Annotated in this window: 20 protein-coding genes; 9 read left to right on the top strand and 11 right to left on the bottom strand. The window is 47.0% G+C overall.

Annotated elements, in window-relative coordinates; genetic code table 11:
* Nucleotides 1-5: 5 nt before the first annotated feature.
* The 7 genes from NO559_RS01780 to NO559_RS01750 form a co-directional block, all read right to left on the bottom strand.
* Entirely contained in the window at nt 6-2,228 is a 2,223-nt protein-coding gene (locus NO559_RS01780; protein ID WP_258330058.1) for an ATP-binding protein, read from the bottom strand.
* 97 nt (nt 2,229-2,325) lie between these two features.
* Nucleotides 2,326-2,919 carry a PepSY domain-containing protein gene (locus NO559_RS01775; protein WP_258330057.1) on the bottom strand — a complete coding sequence of 198 codons (594 nt, stop codon included), beginning with the start codon at nt 2,917-2,919 and terminating at the stop codon, nt 2,326-2,328.
* A 73-nt stretch (nt 2,920-2,992) separates the two neighbouring features.
* The gene (locus NO559_RS01770) at nt 2,993-3,535 is read right to left on the bottom strand and encodes a DUF924 family protein (RefSeq protein ID WP_258330056.1); all 543 of its coding nucleotides are present in this window, start codon (nt 3,533-3,535) and stop codon (nt 2,993-2,995) included.
* Nucleotides 3,536-3,550: 15 nt separating this feature from the next.
* Complete coding sequence (locus NO559_RS01765) at nt 3,551-4,057, bottom strand: glutathione peroxidase (protein WP_258330055.1); 507 nt, start codon at nt 4,055-4,057, stop codon at nt 3,551-3,553.
* A 33-nt stretch (nt 4,058-4,090) separates the two neighbouring features.
* Nucleotides 4,091-4,843 (bottom strand): sulfate transporter CysZ, encoded by a 753-nt coding sequence (gene cysZ, locus NO559_RS01760; RefSeq protein ID WP_258330054.1) that lies wholly within the window; start codon nt 4,841-4,843, stop codon nt 4,091-4,093.
* Between the two features lie 24 nt (nt 4,844-4,867).
* The gene (locus tag NO559_RS01755) at nt 4,868-5,071 is read right to left on the bottom strand and encodes a cysteine-rich CWC family protein (protein ID WP_258330053.1); all 204 of its coding nucleotides are present in this window, start codon (nt 5,069-5,071) and stop codon (nt 4,868-4,870) included.
* A complete protein-coding gene (locus tag NO559_RS01750) occupies nt 5,072-6,271 on the bottom strand; it encodes a CaiB/BaiF CoA-transferase family protein (protein ID WP_258330052.1) in 1,200 nt (399 codons plus the stop codon).
* Nucleotides 6,272-6,509: 238 nt separating this feature from the next.
* On the opposite strand from NO559_RS01750, the gene NO559_RS01745 reads away from it, so the two are divergent.
* Nucleotides 6,510-6,716: a cold-shock protein gene (locus NO559_RS01745; RefSeq protein ID WP_309149049.1), complete on the top strand. Its 207-nt coding sequence runs from the start codon at nt 6,510-6,512 to the stop codon at nt 6,714-6,716.
* Nucleotides 6,717-6,848: 132 nt separating this feature from the next.
* Here the strand turns inward: NO559_RS01745 and NO559_RS01740 are convergent, their stop codons facing one another.
* Nucleotides 6,849-8,414, bottom strand: coding sequence for a SulP family inorganic anion transporter (locus NO559_RS01740; RefSeq protein ID WP_258330050.1), 1,566 nt, complete (start codon nt 8,412-8,414; stop codon nt 6,849-6,851).
* 566 nt (nt 8,415-8,980) lie between these two features.
* Between NO559_RS01740 and NO559_RS01735 the strand changes: the two genes are divergently transcribed.
* The 7 genes from NO559_RS01735 (at nt 8,981) to NO559_RS01705 (ending at nt 15,560) form a co-directional block, all read left to right on the top strand.
* A complete protein-coding gene (locus tag NO559_RS01735; protein WP_258330049.1) occupies nt 8,981-10,336 on the top strand; it encodes a c-type cytochrome in 1,356 nt (451 codons plus the stop codon).
* A 109-nt stretch (nt 10,337-10,445) separates the two neighbouring features.
* The gene (locus NO559_RS01730; RefSeq protein ID WP_258330048.1) at nt 10,446-12,215 is read left to right on the top strand and encodes a cbb3-type cytochrome c oxidase subunit I; all 1,770 of its coding nucleotides are present in this window, start codon (nt 10,446-10,448) and stop codon (nt 12,213-12,215) included.
* Nucleotides 12,212-12,883 (top strand): cytochrome c oxidase subunit 3, encoded by a 672-nt coding sequence (locus NO559_RS01725; RefSeq protein ID WP_258330047.1) that lies wholly within the window; start codon nt 12,212-12,214, stop codon nt 12,881-12,883. Before NO559_RS01730 ends, NO559_RS01725 begins: the two co-directional genes overlap by 4 nt.
* A 42-nt stretch (nt 12,884-12,925) precedes the next feature.
* A complete protein-coding gene (locus NO559_RS01720; RefSeq protein ID WP_258330046.1) occupies nt 12,926-13,609 on the top strand; it encodes a heme-copper oxidase subunit III family protein in 684 nt (227 codons plus the stop codon).
* An 8-nt stretch (nt 13,610-13,617) separates the two neighbouring features.
* A complete protein-coding gene (locus NO559_RS01715) occupies nt 13,618-13,950 on the top strand; it encodes a cytochrome C oxidase subunit IV family protein (protein ID WP_258330045.1) in 333 nt (110 codons plus the stop codon).
* 14 nt (nt 13,951-13,964) lie between these two features.
* Nucleotides 13,965-14,876, top strand: a complete 912-nt coding sequence (gene cyoE, locus NO559_RS01710) for a heme o synthase (RefSeq protein WP_258330044.1) — start codon at nt 13,965-13,967, stop codon at nt 14,874-14,876.
* A gap of 3 nt (nt 14,877-14,879) precedes the next feature.
* Nucleotides 14,880-15,560, top strand: a complete 681-nt coding sequence (locus NO559_RS01705; RefSeq protein WP_258330043.1) for an SCO family protein — start codon at nt 14,880-14,882, stop codon at nt 15,558-15,560.
* A gap of 35 nt (nt 15,561-15,595) precedes the next feature.
* On the opposite strand, the gene NO559_RS01700 is transcribed toward NO559_RS01705, so the two are convergent.
* The 3 genes from NO559_RS01700 to NO559_RS01690 form a co-directional block, all read right to left on the bottom strand.
* Complete coding sequence (locus NO559_RS01700; protein WP_258330042.1) at nt 15,596-16,087, bottom strand: YchJ family protein; 492 nt, start codon at nt 16,085-16,087, stop codon at nt 15,596-15,598.
* Between the two features lie 66 nt (nt 16,088-16,153).
* Nucleotides 16,154-16,435, bottom strand: coding sequence for a pyrimidine/purine nucleoside phosphorylase (locus NO559_RS01695; protein ID WP_258330041.1), 282 nt, complete (start codon nt 16,433-16,435; stop codon nt 16,154-16,156).
* A gap of 24 nt (nt 16,436-16,459) precedes the next feature.
* Entirely contained in the window at nt 16,460-16,909 is a 450-nt protein-coding gene (locus NO559_RS01690) for a YaiI/YqxD family protein (RefSeq protein ID WP_258330040.1), read from the bottom strand.
* 151 nt (nt 16,910-17,060) lie between these two features.
* Here NO559_RS01690 and NO559_RS01685 point away from each other — a divergent pair, with 151 nt between their 5' ends.
* Nucleotides 17,061-17,666 carry a DNA-J related domain-containing protein gene (locus NO559_RS01685; RefSeq protein ID WP_258330039.1) on the top strand — a complete coding sequence of 202 codons (606 nt, stop codon included), beginning with the start codon at nt 17,061-17,063 and terminating at the stop codon, nt 17,664-17,666.
* Nucleotides 17,667-17,917: the final 251 nt, after the last annotated feature.

The raw sequence follows: 17,917 nt of genomic DNA, 5'->3' as shown, positions 1-17,917 counted from the left end.
TAAGCTTAGCGTACTTTGTTGGTTATAAATAATTCCTTAGGCCAAAAAAAGCTAAAGGTGGAACCATTGCTGCCATCGGATGCCACCTTGATCTCACCACCGTAGGTGGCTAATATTTTCTTTACCATGGCTAGCCCCATGCCGCTACCTTCAACTTCATCTCGGGGTTTGAGTGTTTTAAACATAGAAAAAATAATTTCTTGGTTTTTGGCTGAAATACCGGGGCCATTGTCAGTGATATGAAACCAGTAGCCATGCTCAGTTTCTTCATGGGATACATGGATCTTGGCTGTTGCTTGCTCGCAGTGTTTGATGGCATTGGAGAACAGATTCCTAAAAATAAGCTCTAATGGCGTTTTGGCGGTATTAATTACCGGGTACTCACCCGGTGATAATTGTAATTGGGCAGCGTCAGAGGCGTATAGTTCAAAGCAACTGCTAATAAGTTGGCGGCTGTCGACCAGGCTTATAGTTTCGGTGTTTTTTGTGGCTTGCGAGTAATCAAGTAAGTCATTTTGCAGGTTTTGCATACGGCTTACACGGGCTTCTAACAGGTTGAAATAATTTTCAGTTTTGTCGCTGAGCTTGCCTTGCAAGTCCTCTCTAATCCAACCCGCTAGTTGCTTTATGCCGCGCAAAGGTGACTTTAAGTCGTGGGAGGCTATGTAGGCAAATTCGTTTAGCTCTTCATTGCTGCGCTCTAAGGCGTGCATATAGGCCGATAGTTCTTGTTCTTTCTCGTTTTTCTCGCTGATGTCAATGAGGGAGGCTATCATCATGTTGCCGCTGGCTGTTTTTACTGGGTTTAAGCCGATTTCTAAGGGGACTTTACTACCGTCTTTTCTCAGCCCGTAAATTTCTACATCCTCCCCCATGCGTCTTTTGCTGGCCTGCTTGGAAAAATCATTGCGCAACTTTATGTGATGCTCTCTTTTTTCATGGGGGATTAGGTTTTCTATGGTTTGGCCCAGTATTTCATGGCTGGCATAGTTGAATATGGCTAGGGTTTCCTGGTTGACGGCGCGAATAACGCCCTGTTCGTTAGTCATTAGCATGCCTACTGGTGAACCATCAAAGATAGACTTCACTTCATTGGCAAGAATCTGGTTTTTTATGGCTTCATTTTTAAAAGCGGTTTCTCTAATGCGTGATTTTTGCAAAAAGTAAAAGCAAGCCATTAACAAAACACCCAATAAGCAGCTTTCTAAAAAAGTAACATAGGGCAGGCGAGTTCTGTGGCTGTCTACTAATTCCTTGCTGGGTTGTAATGTTAGGGTGTAGGTGTTGCCTGCATAGTGGTGCTGGAATTGTAGTGCTGGGAAACTATGATCTAGATGGTTAACCTCAGATTGATAAAGCGTACCCTGGCTATTAGCTAGGTTTATAGCAATTTCGTTATCTAAAGTTTTATTCTTTAGGTGTTGTAACGATAGAGCTGTAATAGGAAGGTCTGTTAACGGAGTTAGCTGTTTACTGTGTTCATGTTCAGCTTCCAGTAACGAGAAAATAAGAGTGGCGGTGTTTGTTAATTGCCAGTTGATACTTTGCGTTTCATTTTTATACGTGGATACGGCGAGTACGATAGCAAACACTAATAGCATAACCGATATCGGCAATCCCAGTTGTACTAAGCCCCAGCGACCTTCAAAGGTTTGCTGGTTAAAATAAGGTGTGAGCAGCGCAATAGCACAAAGCATAAAGCCTATAGCGGTATGCGCTGCCATTGCGGTGAGGTTGGTCCATACAATAGAGGTGTTTAGATCGCCCAAATAGCCCATTAGCGCGGAGCTGCTCATGCCTAGCAGTAAGGCACCACCTAAAGGATGAATAAAGCGGCGTATTTTCTTATTTTTAATAAACAGTGTGTAGCTAAAGGCTAGGCCCATAATAACAAAGCCTATGGCGGTATTCGGTGCCATGCGGCCTGGGTGGCTGCTTAAGGTGGTGATGCTATGGGTGATGAAAAACTCATCTATACCCAAGTTTACATTAAATGAATATTGGTAAAGTGTGGCCAGACCTAGTGCGATTAAAAACAGGCCTATAGTATTTTTTATAATTTTGTTTGCTTGTTTAAACGGTAATAGTCCCAAGCCGCATAATAGTAGGCCCAATGCAGTATTAAATTGCATGGGTACCCAGTTGGGGTTGATTTGAATTAAGGCTGGAATATGTAACAGCCAGCCTATGATTACCGTGCTGCCTAACAAACAATTGCCCATACTCATACACAGTAAAAGCTTATTGTTTGTGAAGGCTTTCAGCATAGGCAGGCCTTTATTTGCTGAATTGGCGCTATGCTCCGCATAGCTAACAGATTCATCCTTAAGATTTTCTAACACTCATCCAGCCACCTAGTAACGTTAATATTACCAGTAAGCTTAGGCCAATAATCTCAAAAAACCTATTGAGTATTTCACTATTGGTCCATTGCAAATAATGTAGCTTGTAAAGGCTGGCGATGAGTTCGGTATCTTGGCCGCGTTGCTTTAGCGCAAGGCTACCCCAATCTAAGCTAATGCTAACGCCAGTGCTGGTGCTGGCCTGATCGCCGTTAATGCTAGCTATATTGCCGTAGCGTTTTGGGTCACTGCGTATGGCGTCCGCTATAAGCAGGCGTATTTGTTCGGGTTGGGCTATAGGGCGTGTTTGGTAGTTATGGGGGTGCAGTTGCTGCCATGTATTGTTGGTTTTTACTAATAGGTGCTCGCCCAGTATGGTTTTTAGCTGTCTTACCTCTTGCCATTCTGGCTGAGTAACTAGGTTTAAGGATGTTGCCAAGGGGTAAGTTTTTACAAAGAGTTTTTGGTAAGCCTCTTGGTAGCCAGGCTTAATGCTGAAAAATATGCCGGTGGCCGCCCATAGACATAGGGGGATGAGCATAATTAAGCCTATCAGGCGATGGTATTTTTTAAACATGTTGATTCCGTTGTGGGCCCTCAAGGCGACAGACTTAGGGGTTAAAAAAGAGAGGGATTAAAAAAGAGAGGGCTTAAAAGCTAGAGCCGGGCTGTGCCAAAAATTCAATTTCTGCTGCGGTGGACTGCCGCCCTAATATTTTATTGCGATGTGGGTAGCGGCCAAAGCGGTCGATAATCGCTTTGTGTTTGAGTTCAAAGGCATAATTATCCTCTAGCCCCGGCGCTTGATACAAAGTCACTGCGGTTTTATGTATGGCGGCCGACTCGCTGTGCATATAGGGCAGGTATAAAAAGCTGCGCTGTGTGGGGTTAAGCTCTAGATCGTAGCCCAGCGCTACAGCCTCTTGCGCTAAGGCTAAGGCTAATGGGTCGCTGGCAAAAGCTTGGGGTTTATCGCGATAAATATTGCGGGAGAATTGATCCAATACGATGATTTCTGCTAAACGACCCTGGGCACTATTGCGCCAGCCAAATAACTCGCACTGGCTGGCCTGTTGTAGACAGGGTAAAAAGCGCTGGCTTATCATATGATCTAGTTTTTCATCTTTTAGCCACCATTGCTGTGGCTGTAATTCATGAAACCAAAAATCAATAATATCTGCTGCGGTGGTCATGGCTATAACACCTTGTTAGCGTTGTTGAATTAAGCCTGCCAAATGTTTTTGTAGCGCCAGTGGTGAGCGCGCTGGCGGTGCACGTTTAACCACGCGGCCTTTTTTATCCACGATAAATTTTTCAAAGTTCCAGCGTATATTGCTGTGGCCACTGGCTGTGGGGATTGCCTGTTTTAAATGACGGTATAGCGGGCTGGCCTGCGGGCCGTTAACTTCTATCTTGCTAAACAGCGGAAAGCTTACGCCGTAGCGGCTTTGGCAAAACTGTAGTATCTCACTATCGCTGCCGGGTTCTTGTTGCCCAAACTGGTCACAGGGGAAAGCCAATACTGAAAATTTATTAGGGCCAAAGCGCTGTTGCAGTTGCTGCTGTAGTAACTCCAGCTCTTGATACTGTGGCGTGTAATCACATTCGCTAGCGCTGTTAACGATTAATAACACTTGGCCGCGGTAATCGGCCAGCGTCACGGGCTTGCCTTGTATATCGCTTACGCTTAGGTCATAGAGGGGGCTGGTTTTCATTATAGTTCCTAAACTTTTAGTTCCTAAACTTTGTTAGTGTTGTTGTAAGCTGGGGGATTGTTTTAGTTTTTCTACCCAGTAAACCGTTGCGCCACATACCGCAGCGGGCATGATCACAAAGTTTACCAGCGGTATCATAGTGCCTGCCATGACTATCATGCCAAAGCCACTGGAAGTAAGCCTATGCTGCCCTAATACGGTTTTCATTGCTTTAAAGGAGTGTTGGTTATTATCCATGGGCAGGTCGCAATACTGTATGCTCATCATCCAGCTGCCTAATAAAAACCATAGTACTGGCGAGATAATATTGACCACCGGGATAAAAGTAATCACCAAGGCCAATAAGGCCCAAGGTAAGTAATAAAGTATTTTTTGCAGCTCGCGGGCAAAACTTTTAGGCACCATTATTAGCAACTGGGCCAAGGTTTCCGGCCCGTTAACAGGTTCACCGGTTAAGCGCTCTTCTACTTTTTCTGCCAGCAGGCCATTAAAAGGCGAGGCGATTAAGTTGGCGATAGTGCTAAATAAATAACTGCTAATAGCCAATACAAAAATTACCGTTAGGGGCCATACCACCCAGCGTAAAAACTCTAGCCAGCTGGGCAGCCAAGCCATTAAGTCATCTATCCATTGGGCAAATTGCTGAAAGGTGAGGGTGAGCAACAGAGCAAAAATAGCTATGTTAATTAATAAGGGGATAATGACAAAGAGCCGTAAACCGGGCTGGGTAATAAGTTGAAAGCCTTTGGCGAGATATTCTGCGCCGTGTATAAGATTGCCTCTCATGCTGTTCCTTAGTGGTGTTTGCGTTTACTGGGCGGGTTTACTGAGCTGGTCAACGCGGCTGGCGCATTGCTGGCAGATGCAGCGCTGGCCCTGGTCGTCGGCACTGACAGCGGCCAAGGCTGCGGGGTTAATAGTGGCCTTGCTGCACCAGCACTGCGTTATGCTGCCGCCTTGGTTAACGGCGCAAAGATTGGCATTGCCACACAGCGGGCAGCGGTCTTTATCCATTTATATAATCTCTTGTGCCTGTAACTGGGCGATGGCCTCGGCATCCAGCCCTAGCTGGCCTAACACCTCTTCGGTGTGGCTGCCCAAGCGGGGCCCTGGCCAATCGGTTTTGCCAGGGGTTTTATTAAGCTTGGGGATAATAGCGGGTATCTTCAAGGCTTTGCCATTGATTTCTACCTGTTCGAATAAACCACGCGCTTGAAAGTGGGGGTCGGCCATCATATCGGCAACATTATAAATAGGGCCTACTGGTACTCTAGCTTCTTCCAAGGTTGCAATAATAAAGCTGGCAGGGTGGCGCACACACCACGCGGCTAGGGCGGCGTCTATTTCTACCTCGTGGGCGACGCGGCCTTCGTTATTGGCCATGGCGGGGTTATTGGCCATTTCGGGGTGGCCAGCGGCTAGCATTAGGCGTTTAAAAATAGAGTCGCCATTGCCGCCTATAACCACATACTTTTTATCTCGGCAGCGGTAGGTGTTGGTGGGTACTATGCCGGTAACGGTGCTGCCACTAGGCTCGCGTATGACCCCCGCGCCATCGTATTCGGGCACTACTGCTTCCATAAGGTTAAACATGGCTTCATACAAGGCTACGTCCACCACTTGCCCGCTGCCGCTGTTGTGGCGCTCTAATAAGGCCATGGTAATGCCTAGGGCGGTGTGCAGCCCCGCTATGCTATCGCCTATGCTCAAATTGGGGCGTACCGGTGCCTGACCGGGGTGGCCGTTAACATAGCGAAAGCCGCTAATGCCTTCGGTGACTGAGGCATAGCCCGCTTTTTGGGCATAGGGGCCGGTTTGACCAAAGCCAGAGATGCGGGCGTAGACTAATTGCGGGTTAGCATCGCTAAATTGTTCTGGCCCCAAGCCCCACTTTTCCATGGTGCCAGGCCTGAAGTTTTCTATTAGTACATCAGCGCTGTTGATCAATTGTTTGGCTATATCGCGGCCTTTTTGCTCTTTTAGGTTTAAGGTGACAGATTTTTTATTGCGCCCTAGCGAGTGCCACCACAGCGAGGTGCCGTCTTCTACCACCCGCCAACCTCTAATCGGGTCGCCGCCAGCGGGAGGCTCAATTTTAATTATCTCGGCACCAAAGTAGCCTAAGATGCAGCCAGTAAAGGGGCCTGCGAGCAATTGCCCCATTTCTATTACCCTGAGTCCGTGCAGTGGTCGTGGTGCTGTGGGCTGGTTCATGCTGTTTCCTGTAGTCGATAGTGGCAAAGCCTAGCGGTAGGCCTGTTTTATTATTCGCTGCTGTATGTTGACGCTTCACCAAAATGGCATATAATTTCAACAGCTTGTAAATGATAGCGTGTTTTTATGTTCAACCTTTAAGACGTTCTTTTTTGTTGTACCGTCCTGAGTTCCATAATTCAATGCTGATTTTAAAGCGTCATTATAAATAAAGTAACATTGATAAATTTAGGATTAGATCATGGCAACAACAGGTACAGTAAAGTGGTTCAACGAAAGCAAAGGTTTTGGTTTTATTGAGCAAGAGAACGGCCCAGACGTATTCGCACACTTCAGCGCGATTCAAGGCGATGGTTTCAAAACTTTGGCCGAAGGCCAAAAAGTTCAGTTTGATGTAACTCAAGGCCAAAAAGGCCCACAAGCTGAAAACATCGTTGCTATCTAAATAGTAACGTTGTTAAAAAAGGCTGCCGCAAGGTGGCCTTTTTTTATGCCTGCGATTTTTGGTCTAGCTGGCGGCTAAGGTTTACAGGCAAAAAAAAGCCCTGCGCAGGCAGGGCTTTAGTATTAGCAGGGCTTAGCCTAAGGCGTCGGTAGCCACGTGGTAGTCGGGATCTTCCATTACGTTGACTTCACACATATTGCCCGCGTTTTTTAGCAGCTGGCGGCACTCGGGGCTAAGATGGCGCAGGTGTAATTTTTTACCGGCGGCTTTGTATTTTAGCGCTAAGCCGTCCAGGGCCTCTATACCGGAGTGATCGCTTACTCTGGAGCGTTTAAACTCTATCACTACATGCTCGGGGTCGTTTTCTATATCAAACAACTCTTTGAAATAGCTAATAGAGCCAAAAAATACGGGGCCGCGCAGGTCGTAAACTTTTTGGCCTTGCTCGTCTATGTAAGTATCGGCTTGTATGTGCTTGGCGTGTTTCCAAGCAAAAATAAGCGCCGAGACAATAACACCCACAATAACCGCTATGGCCAGATCATAGGCCACGGTAACACCCGAAACTAAAATAATAATAAAGGCATCTGACCTTGGGATCTTTTTGATAATGCGGAAGGACGACCATTCAAAAGTGCCCAGTACCACCATAAACATTACCCCTACCAGTGCTGCCAGCGGAATGATTTCTATGATCTTGGCACCGAACAAAATAAAGCCCAGTAATACCAGTGCTGCGGTAATGCCCGATAAACGGCCGCGGCCGCCGGAGTTAATATTAATCATGCTCTGGCCTATCATGGCGCAACCGCCCATGCCGCCAAAGAAACCATTAACGGTGTTACCTATGCCTTGGCCTACACACTCTCTGTTGCCGTGGCCGCGGGTGTTAGTGATTTCATCAATCAGGGTTAAGGTCAGTAGCGACTCTATCAAGCCTATGGCGGCGATTATCAATGCGTAAGGGAAAATAATGCGCAGTGTTTCTAAGTTAAAGGGCACCATGGGGATAGCAAAGCTGGGTAGCTCACCTTTTAAGGTGGCGGTGGCTGCTTGCTCGGCCGGTAGCATGTCGCGCACATAGTCGATAACCGTGCGGGCTTCTAAATCCAAGCCAATTACCGCTAAAGTCACCACCAATATGGCGACTAGGCCGCTGGGCACTGCCGAAGTGAATTTAGGCAGAAAATGCATAATCAGCATGGTAATAGCGATAAGTGCGCCCATGGTGTATAGCATTTCGCCCTGCATGGCGACCAGCGCACCGGACTCGTCCTTAACCATAAACTGGCCCAGCTGAGCCAAAAAGATCACTATCGCCAAGCCGTTAACAAAACCCAGCATTACCGGGTGAGGCACTAGGCGGATAAACTTGCCCAGCTTTAAAATACCGGCGGTGATTTGCAATACCCCCGCTAAGGCTACTGCGGCGAATAAGTATTGCACGCCGTGTACCGCCACCAGCGAGACCATGACCACCGCGGTGGCACCTGTAGCACCGGAAATCATTCCCGGGCGGCCGCCAAAAACCGCGGTGAGTAAACCCATCATAAAGGCTGCGTATAAACCCACCATGGGTTCTAGGCCCGCTACAAAGGCAAAGGCCACTGCTTCAGGCACCAAAGCCAAGGCTACGGTAAAGCCCGATAGCAAGTCATTTTTGACATTGCTGGTATTCGAGGTGATTAAGTTAAACATGCATGCCCCATGTGCAGAGTGAGTTGCTTAGCTAGCACTATAGCAGTGCCCTACCTAAGCCTGACCTTAGCTGCCGAGTTAGGAGAGAGTGGCCTGCCACTAGCCATCAAAAAGGGCGCGATAGTAGCAGATATCAGGTCTGGCTCCAAGTTGGTGGCTTATAGCAGGGGTTAAAAAAGCAATAGATTAAAGCTTCATATTGAATACTTGTGGTATGCGTTAATACGCTAAAAAAACCATAAATACCGTATTTAAAGCGGTTTTAAGCAGTAAGCCTTATAAGCGCATAAGCTGATATGTCATGTGTGTATTTCAATAACATAATCCCTAATGTCATCATGTTTTCAAAAAGCTTGCCCTAATGATCGGCTGCTATACTGATTTTAAATTTCATATACACAGGTGGCGTCAGTATTTTTCATTAAAACCATCAAGACTCGTTGATTAGCGGCTGTAACGTAGATGCAGTGCAATAAAAAGTCGGTCAGTATTTTGTAGCCTGTATTTAAGCTCCAGCACGTTAAAAACAACCTTCGTCTGATAAGAATAAAAGGATTATTCCGCTTATGTTATTAGCGATTGTTTTAGTATTACTGGTGGTCGGCTCTTTAGTGTTTCATTTTATGAGCCCGTGGTGGTTTACCCCGCTAGCCTCTAATTGGGGCTCTATAGATAGCACCATTAATATTACCTTTTGGGTCACCGGCGCCGTTTTTATAGCGGTGAATATTTTTTTGGCCTATTGCGTGTACCGTTATAGGCACCAGCATCATCGTCGCTCCCACTACGAACCTGAAAATAAAAAACTAGAGACTTGGCTAATGGCTATTACCACCGTTGGGGTGGCTGCCATGTTAGCCCCTGGCCTGATTGTATGGGCCAAGTTTGTTGAGGTTCCCGCCGAGGCCCATGTAATTGAGGCGGTGGGGCAGCAGTGGCAGTGGAGTTTTAGGCTGCCGGGTAAGGATGGCAAATTAGGCACAGTAGATACGCGGCATATTAGCGCCAGCAACCCCTTTGGTATTAACCCCAACGACAGCGCAGGCCTAGATGATGTGCTGGTGTTTGATAGCGAGCTACACCTGCCTATAGATAAGCCAGTAAAAATTGAGCTGCGCTCTAAGGATGTGCTGCATAATTTTGCGGTGTCTGAATTTAGAGTAAAAATGGATTTAGTCCCCGGCCTAGTCAGCTACTTATGGCTAACACCCACCAAGCTGGGTCGCTACGATATTTTATGTATGGAGTTGTGCGGTTTGGCTCATTACGCCATGCGCGGCAATGTAGTAGTAGAGAGCGAAGCCGATTATCAACGCTGGGTAAACAGCCAAGCTACCTTTGCCAGTAGCCAGCAGCGGGTAGTGGGTGATGCGCAATTAGGTAAAGCATTATATGCCACTTGTGGCGGCTGCCATGGCCAGCAGGGTGAGGGCAATAGGGCTATGAATGCCCCCGCGCTTAGCGGCCAAAGTGCTAGCTATATGGCGCGCCAGCTAGTTAATTTTAAACAGGGCATTAGAGGCCAGCACCCCAAAGACAGCTACGGCCAGCAAATGGCTGCGATGGCGAATTTGCTCGCCGACCAAAGTGCCATTGATCATGTGGTGGCCTATATACAAAGTCTTCCTAAACCACAGCTAACAGCCACTATTAGCAATGGCGATAGACAAAGTGGCCACGGCTATTTTGTTAACTGTGGTGCCTGTCACGGCAGCCAGGGTGAAGGTAATAGCGCGTTGAATGCCCCAGCCTTAGTGGGCCTAGATGATTGGTATATCAAACGCCAGCTGCTCAATTTTAAACAGGGCATACGCGGCACTCATAACAAAGATACCCATGGCCGCCAGATGATGTTAATGGCGCGCTTATTAAATGATGAACAGGCCATAGATGACCTCTTAACTTATATTAATAGTCTCTAGTTTTTACTGCTGGGCCGGTGAAGAAATTTGCTAAAAATTTTAGGGAAATCGATTAAAAATCATTAGTAAGACATAGATCAAATATAGATAACATATAGAGAGAAACTGCATGGCACATATAGCAATTGCCGATCAAGTCAGCGACTTACACGACCCCGATACGTTTATTACCAAATATATCTGGAGCCAGGATCACAAAGTGATTGCCATACAATATGGTTGCACGGCAATTTTTGTGGGGCTGGTGGCCTTGGTGTTATCGGGCATGATGCGTTTGCAATTGGGCTTTCCCGATGCCTTTGATTTTATTAACCCCAGCGCCTATCTGCAGTTTGTCACCATGCACGGCATGATTATGGTGATTTATTTATTGACCGCTTTATTACTGGGCGGTTTTGGTAATTACTTAATTCCCCTGATGATAGGCGCCAGAGACATGGTATTTCCCTATCTCAATATGCTCAGCTATTGGACGTATTTATTGGCGGTATTGGTGTTGTTGGCCAGTTTTTTTGTGCCCGGTGGTAGTACCGGTGCCGGCTGGACGCTATACCCACCGCAGGCAATACTGCAGGGCACCCCCGGCTATGACTGGGGCATAATTTTAATGTTGGTGTCGCTGGCCATATTTATCGTCGCTTTTACTATGGGCGGGTTAAATTACGTGACCACGGTATTGCAGGCGCGTACCCATGGCATGACCTTGATGCGTATGCCGCTAACCATATGGGGTATTTTTACCGCAACTGTGCTGGGCTTGTTGGCCTTTCCCGCTTTATTGGTTAGCGCCATTATGATGTTGTTAGATAAAACCATAGGCACCAGTTTTTTTATGCCCGCCATACTATCTATGGGCGAGCAATTAGATTACAGCGGTGGCAGCCCAATTTTATTTCAACATTTATTTTGGTTTTTTGGTCACCCCGAAGTCTATATCGTAGCCTTGCCTGCCTTTGGCATGGTGTCTGATGTGTTGGCGGTACATGCGAGAAAAAATATTTTTGGTTATCGCATGATGGTGTGGGCCATAGTGGCCATAGGGGGGCTAAGCTTTATTGTATGGGCGCACCATATGTATGTAAGCGGCATGAACCCCGCCTTTGGTTTTTTCTTTGCTACCACCACTTTAATTATTGCTGTGCCTACGGCGATTAAAGTTTACAACTGGGTGCTTACGCTATGGCGCGGCAATATACATCTAACGGTGCCCATGTTATTTGCTATAGGTTTTATTTTTACCTTTACCCACGGCGGTTTGACCGGCTTGTTTTTGGGGAATGTGGTGGTAGACCTACCCTTATCGGATACGTATTTTGTGGTGGCGCATTTTCATATGGTAATGGGGGTGTCGCCAGTGATGGTGTTGTTTGCCGCCATCTATCATTGGTACCCCTTAATGACTGGCCGCATGTTTAATAAAACCTTGGGGCAATGGCATTTTTGGTTAACGTTTTTAGGCACCTATGCCATTTATTTACCTATGCACTACCTAGGGTTTTTAGGCGTGCCTAGGCGTTACTATGCCATGTCGGGCACCGACTTTATCCCCGATTCGGCACAGGCGTTAAATGCCAGTATTACGGTGTCGGCTATTATCGTGGGAGTGGTGCAAATTTTATTTATTATCAATGTGATTTGGAGCCTGCGCTATGGCCGCAAAGCCCATAAAAACCCTTGGTGTGCCACTTCCTTAGAATGGCAAACACCGGATTTGCCGCCCAAACACGGCAACTGGGGGGCGCAGCTGCCGCGCGTTTATCGCTGGGCTTATGACTTTAGTGTGCCCAATGCCAAGCATGATTTTATTCCCCAAAATTTTAGCCAGGATGAGGTTGAATGGCTGGACGAAAGCGGCAGGCATAAAGGTATAGGCGAATGAAAATACTACAGAGCTTATTTGAAAAACCTTGGCTGGCACAGGCTGGCGAGGCTGTTATGCCACAAACTTCTGGCCTTATGCCGCAGCGCATAGCCTTACGGTTTTTTTTAGCTGCGGTGAGTGTATTGTTTTTTTTATTTATTATTACTTTTTTATCGCGATCGCAGTACCCCGATTTTGTTCCCTTAGCGGGGCAGCCTTGGCAGCCCTTTACCGACAGCGGTCAGCTTTGGATCAATAGCGCTATTTTATTATTGGCCAGTTTGGCAATGCAGTGGGGTGTATATAGCAGTGCGCGTGGCCAGCTTAACGCGAGTCTAGTGGCATTGATATTGGCCTTGCTATTTACTGTGGCTTTTATGTTGGCTCAGTTTATGGTCTGGCAACAGTTAATGGCCTTGGGCTATTACGTGGGTAGCAACCCCGCCAATAGTTTTTACTATTTATTAACAGCCATACATGCCCTGCACCTATTCGGTGGTTTGCTGGTGTTGCTGGCTGTAATTTATCGTTTTTTTCGCAGCGCAGCATTGCCGCGATTGCATAATAGCTTAGCTTTGTGTGCCAGCTATTGGCATTACCTATTAGTGTTGTGGATGATACTTTTTTTATTGTTAACCAGCCGCTCAGAAACCTATGCGGCAATAGCCGCCCTGTGCGGTTTTTAAACCTTGTATTAAAACGCTTTAGTAACAGCAGCAGGTGAGCCTATGGCCAACAGCGGTGAAGAAAAAGCAGAATATGTAGAGCCAGGTATGCCTGGCCTGGTGAGTGATTGGAGCGCCGATAAGCAGACCTTTGATGTGCCTTGGGGCAAGTTAATGATGTGGCTGTTTTTATTAAGCGACACCTTTGTATTCAGTATTTTTTTAACGGGTTATATGAACGTGCGCATGAGCACCACCGTCGCCTGGCCCAATCCCAGTGAAGTATTTGCCCTAGAGGTGGCGGGTACCCATTTCCCCTTGCTATTAATAGCCATTATGACCTTTGTGTTAATCACCAGTAGCGGCACTATGGCGATGGCGGTTAATGCCGGTTACAACGGCAATAGGCAGTTAGCCTTTAAGCTAATGCTGGCCACGGCTTTATTGGGGGCTAGCTTTGTGGGTATGCAGGCTTTTGAGTGGACCAAGCTTATTGTTGATGAAGGGGTAAGGCCCTGGGCTAACCCCATGGGGGCGGCGCAATTTGGCTCATCCTTTTTTATGATTACGGGTTTTCACGGCCTGCATGTTAGTGCTGGGGTTATTTATTTGCTGGTGGTGGCAAACAAAGTACGGCGTGGTGATTACGAGGGCAAGGGTTACGATATTGTAGAAATTGCCGGTCTGTATTGGCACTTTGTTGATTTAGTTTGGGTTTTTATTTTTGCATTTTTCTATTTATGGTGAGGTGATTTATGAGTACTGCCGCAACGCAACAGCATGCCGTAGGCCAGCAGCACCCCATAGGCATTTACTTAAAAGTTTGGCTGCTATTGTTTGTGCTAAGCACCTTCTCTTATATGGTTGATTATTACCATCTGGAGGGCTATTTGCGCTGGTCATTAATCTTAATTTTTATGTTGTTAAAAGCCGGTTTTATCATGAGCATATTTATGCACTTGGCCTGGGAGCGTTTGGCTATGATATTGCTGATACTGCTACCGCCCGGTGCCATATTGGTGCTGATTGCACTGATGGCCTCGGAAGCTAATTATGTGTTTTTATCGCGCATCACTTTTTTTAACTAATCAAGGCCAGCGTTATGAAATTACAGGCCAGTTCTAAGCACCTTATTAATGCTACTTTAATCGCCCAGTATGTTGAACTGTGTAAACCTAAGGTGGTGTTGCTGCTATTGCTTACCGCAGTAGTGGGTATGCATTTAGCCAGCCCTGGCTTGCTTAACCCTATTATTTTTATTGCCGCTACCACGGGGATAGGGTTGGCGGCTTGCTCGGCTGCCATTGTTAACCATGTGGTAGATCAAAATATTGATGCCCTAATGCGCAGAACGCAGCGGCGGCCTATGCCCAGTGGTGCGATTAATAATCGCCAGGCGTTGTTGTTTTCCCTAGTGTTGGCTGTGCTGTCCATGGCCATTTTATTATATTGGGTGAATGCGCTAACCGCGCTGTTAACTCTGGCTGGGCTTATCGGTTACGCTTTTATTTATACCCTGTATTTAAAACATGCCACGCCACAAAATATTGTAATAGGCGGTTTGTCGGGGGCTTTGCCGCCTTTATTGGGTTGGGTGAGTGTGAGCAATAGCATAGATAGAGAGGCGCTGTTGTTAGTGCTGATTATTTTTGTGTGGACGCCCGCTCATTTTTGGGCCCTAGCCATAGATAGGGTAGAGGATTATAAACGTGCCAATATACCCATGCTGCCGGTGACCCATGGCATAGAGTTTACTAAATCGAATGTAGTGTTTTACACCCTCGCTTTAGTCTTAGTGAGTTTAATCCCTTATTTTATTGCTATGAGCGGCCTGCTGTATGTGTTGGCGGCTTTGGGTTTGGGGTCGTGGTTTTTATATTATGCTTTAGAGCTGAAGTTTTTTGCTAAGCCGGGGTCTGCCTTAAAAACCTTTTATGTTTCCATAGCCTATCTTTTTTATTTGTTTATCGCTTTGTTAGTGGATCACTACTTGCCGCTTAATTGGCAGTGGTAGCTTATGTTAGCCCGCAATAGGCTTAAAATTAAACTGGCTATAGGTTTGCTAATAACACTGGTGCTGAGCCTATTGTTGGCTTTTGGCCTGTTGTTAAAACCTAGTGCAGCGCCTGAATTGCAATCGGCGGTGTACTTGCCTCAGCCTAAAAAGTTGGCCAATTTTAATTTAGTGGATGAGCAGGGGGCGGCGTTTACCCCCGCGCAACTAAAGGGAGGCTGGTTAATGCTGTCAGTAGGTTATACCTATTGCCCCGATATATGCCCCACCACCCTGGCCAGCCTGGTAAAGTTTGAGCAGCAATTAGCCCAAGACAGTGAGCCTGAAGAACTGAACTTCGCGTTTTATACCCTAGACCCCCAGCGCGATACGCCACAGCAATTGCAGCAATACTTAGCTTACTTCCCCTTGGCTATTAAAGGCCTGGCACCTAGGCCCGATGAAGCAGCTCAGGCTTTTGAACAAAGCTTAGGCATAGCTAAAGAAATTAAATCGCAAGCTGTGGCTAACCCCAAAGCCTATAGCGTCAGCCATAGTGTGTATATGTATTTAATAAACCCCCAGGGCAGGCTGCAAGCTATATTTAAACCGCAACAAAGCCGCAGCGGGGTGCAGAATTTTGATAGCGAAATACTGTATCAGGACTATAAAAAAATAAGAGCGTTTTTGGCGGGCAGTCGCTAGTTCATAGTTTCTAGCGACTGCTTACTAACGACTGATTAACCATGACATTTTTTAAATTTTTTGCCACTGCCACACCAGCAGGGATCGTTGCGCCCCAGTTTGGCCGCGTGAGCCTGGTGGCTATTAGAAATAATACCGTCTAAGTAATACCAGCGGCCATCTTCTTTAATAAAGCTGGATTTTTCGCAGAGCTGAAAAAGTTGCTTATTCTCTTCGTATACGGCAATAAACTCTACCGTGCCGCTATCATCATCGGCTTGGCCTTGCAGTGCTTGCACTATTTTTAATTGTAGCCAGCGGCAGCTGGCTAGGGTTTGCCTGAGTTGCTCTTTGTCATCGTGCTCATGTTTAGAGGGGTGATGGGTGGCAATCAGGTAGTCTACATCGTGCTGGCAAAAAGCACTGTAGCGCGAGCGCATCAGCTGCTCGGCGGTTTCGGCTTGTTGTTCGCCGGCGAGTAAAGGCTGGCAGCAGTCGGCAAAGTTTTTGTTGCTGCCGCAAGGGCATAAGGCTGTGGCTGTAGTCATTACATGCTAGCTCTTAGCTGAGTTGCTTGATAGCTTAGTTCAACCTGTGTCATTTAGCGCTGGCCCTTATTCATAGGTACATAGGTAGGCGGTTTCTACCATCACTTTGACTTCAAAGGATGAGTTGGCGGTAATGGTAAAGCTTTCACCAGCTTGGTAGTTAACCCACTCACTATCGCCCTCTAACTTTACGGTTAAGTCGCCGCTCACTACCGTCATCACTTCTTTTTGGGTAGTGCCAAACTTATAGCTGCCTATAGCCATAACGCCCACAGTTGCAGGCAGGTTAGAGGTTTGAAAGGCTATAGAGGCAACTTTGCCTTCAAAGTATTCGTTAATTTTAAACATGAGCTTAGTTAACTCCAGTAGAGGTTATTTTTGGGCTTTGCTTAACAGCCTGTCTAAGCTGTTGGCAAAGCTTTGCTTGTCGCGGTTATCTAGTGGCGGCGGCCCGCCGCTGGCTTGGCCAGTGCTGCGCATTTCCTCCATAAAATTACGCATAGTTAGCCGCTGTTGTATATTTTGCTCGGTGTATAGCTCACCCCGCGGGTTTATGCCGTAGGCTCCCTTGGCCACCACATCGGCGGCCAGCGGTATGTCGGCGGTAATCACTATGTCGCCCGGCTGCGCCTGTTGCGCTATATAATTGTCGGCTACATCAAAACCCGAGGCCACCTGTATGCTCTTTATATAAGGCGAGGGCGGTGTGCTCAGGGCGTGATTAGCCACTAGGGTTAGTGCTAGCTGGCTGCGGTTGGCGGCTTTATAGAGTATCTCTTTAATGGCCTTGGGGCAGGCATCGGCATCAACCCAAATATGCATCTCAGTTCCAATTACTTAGTGCTTTTTAAGGGCCGCTATTTTTTAGCAAAAGCTGAAATAAAGCAATTTATAGTGTGGCTTTGTGTTATCTTTTTTTGCCTATCCCAACTCACCCTTTAATGGTAACTCTTACTACAGTAAGCAGGCTTGAATGGCTATAGTGCACAACCCCCTAATCATCCCTATTTTGCATTTTATAAAACAGCAGCGCGCCGCGGTGACTGAGCATGAGCTGCTGACTGCTTTACAGCAGCAGGGCGAGTTTGATGGGCTGCAGGTGGCGGGGCTAGGGGCTACAGCGGCTTCTAACGACTTGGCTTTGTTTCGCCGCCATTTTTTGATTATGAACGCTTTATACCAGCTGCAGCAGCAGTTACTAGCCGATGGCCTGCATCTGCAGATATCCCCTTTGTGTATACAGTTAGCCCCCTTGGCCGCCAGCCATGGCAGCAGCTTAGCGGATGTGTTGGAGTCACCGGCGCTGGCGGAGTACTACGGGGATTTGTCTAATTTGGCTGATACCGATGAGGGCGATGTGCAGCAATTGCTTACCGGCTTTTGGCAGCGCTATTTGGCAGAGGATAAACAGGTGGAGGCTTACCAGCAGTTGGGTTTACCGGTAGACGCCAGCTGGCAAGAGGTAAAGCTAGCGTACAGGCGTTTGGCCAAGCAATATCACCCCGATCATGGCGGCGACCATGAGCAGTTTATTGCCCTTAGGTCCGCCTTTGAAGTGTTGGCGCAAGTGCTTAATTAACTGCACACTAATAGGGCTAAGGCTGTAGCTGTAAAGCCATGGTAGCTATCTTTGGCGCGCTATATTTTAGTTTATCGAATCCTTATACCCACTAGCCTTTGCTTGCTTGTTTTACCGTCGCCGCTAATCCTTTCCGTTATTGACGCTGGTATATTAATTAGGCTAAATGCCACTTGTTGTTTGCTCGGCAGCTAACTAATGCCGGGTAATGTTGTGCTCACTGAAGCAGCGCAGTGTCAGGTTCTATAGGC

The organism is Dasania sp. GY-MA-18, assembly GCF_024734385.1.
Classification (GTDB): domain Bacteria; phylum Pseudomonadota; class Gammaproteobacteria; order Pseudomonadales; family Dasaniaceae; genus Dasania; species Dasania phycosphaerae.
Note: the sequence above shows the minus strand (reverse complement) of the source record. Positions and strands in the feature narration are given on the sequence as shown.

Coding starts and splice junctions, on each gene's coding strand:
- NO559_RS01780 (WP_258330058.1), bottom strand. CDS start 2,228: ATGAGTATGGGCAATTGTTTGTTAGGCAGCACGGTAATCATAGGCTGG.
- NO559_RS01775 (WP_258330057.1), bottom strand. CDS start 2,919: ATGTTTAAAAAATACCATCGCCTGATAGGCTTAATTATGCTCATCCCC.
- NO559_RS01770 (WP_258330056.1), bottom strand. CDS start 3,535: ATGACCACCGCAGCAGATATTATTGATTTTTGGTTTCATGAATTACAG.
- NO559_RS01765 (WP_258330055.1), bottom strand. CDS start 4,057: ATGAAAACCAGCCCCCTCTATGACCTAAGCGTAAGCGATATACAAGGC.
- cysZ (WP_258330054.1), bottom strand. CDS start 4,843: ATGAGAGGCAATCTTATACACGGCGCAGAATATCTCGCCAAAGGCTTT.
- NO559_RS01755 (WP_258330053.1), bottom strand. CDS start 5,071: ATGGATAAAGACCGCTGCCCGCTGTGTGGCAATGCCAATCTTTGCGCC.
- NO559_RS01750 (WP_258330052.1), bottom strand. CDS start 6,271: ATGAACCAGCCCACAGCACCACGACCACTGCACGGACTCAGGGTAATA.
- NO559_RS01740 (WP_258330050.1), bottom strand. CDS start 8,414: ATGTTTAACTTAATCACCTCGAATACCAGCAATGTCAAAAATGACTTG.
- NO559_RS01735 (WP_258330049.1), top strand. CDS start 8,981: ATGTTATTAGCGATTGTTTTAGTATTACTGGTGGTCGGCTCTTTAGTG.
- NO559_RS01730 (WP_258330048.1), top strand. CDS start 10,446: ATGGCACATATAGCAATTGCCGATCAAGTCAGCGACTTACACGACCCC.
- NO559_RS01725 (WP_258330047.1), top strand. CDS start 12,212: ATGAAAATACTACAGAGCTTATTTGAAAAACCTTGGCTGGCACAGGCT.
- NO559_RS01720 (WP_258330046.1), top strand. CDS start 12,926: ATGGCCAACAGCGGTGAAGAAAAAGCAGAATATGTAGAGCCAGGTATG.
- NO559_RS01715 (WP_258330045.1), top strand. CDS start 13,618: ATGAGTACTGCCGCAACGCAACAGCATGCCGTAGGCCAGCAGCACCCC.
- cyoE (WP_258330044.1), top strand. CDS start 13,965: ATGAAATTACAGGCCAGTTCTAAGCACCTTATTAATGCTACTTTAATC.
- NO559_RS01705 (WP_258330043.1), top strand. CDS start 14,880: ATGTTAGCCCGCAATAGGCTTAAAATTAAACTGGCTATAGGTTTGCTA.
- NO559_RS01700 (WP_258330042.1), bottom strand. CDS start 16,087: ATGACTACAGCCACAGCCTTATGCCCTTGCGGCAGCAACAAAAACTTT.
- NO559_RS01695 (WP_258330041.1), bottom strand. CDS start 16,435: ATGTTTAAAATTAACGAATACTTTGAAGGCAAAGTTGCCTCTATAGCC.
- NO559_RS01690 (WP_258330040.1), bottom strand. CDS start 16,909: ATGCATATTTGGGTTGATGCCGATGCCTGCCCCAAGGCCATTAAAGAG.
- NO559_RS01685 (WP_258330039.1), top strand. CDS start 17,061: ATGGCTATAGTGCACAACCCCCTAATCATCCCTATTTTGCATTTTATA.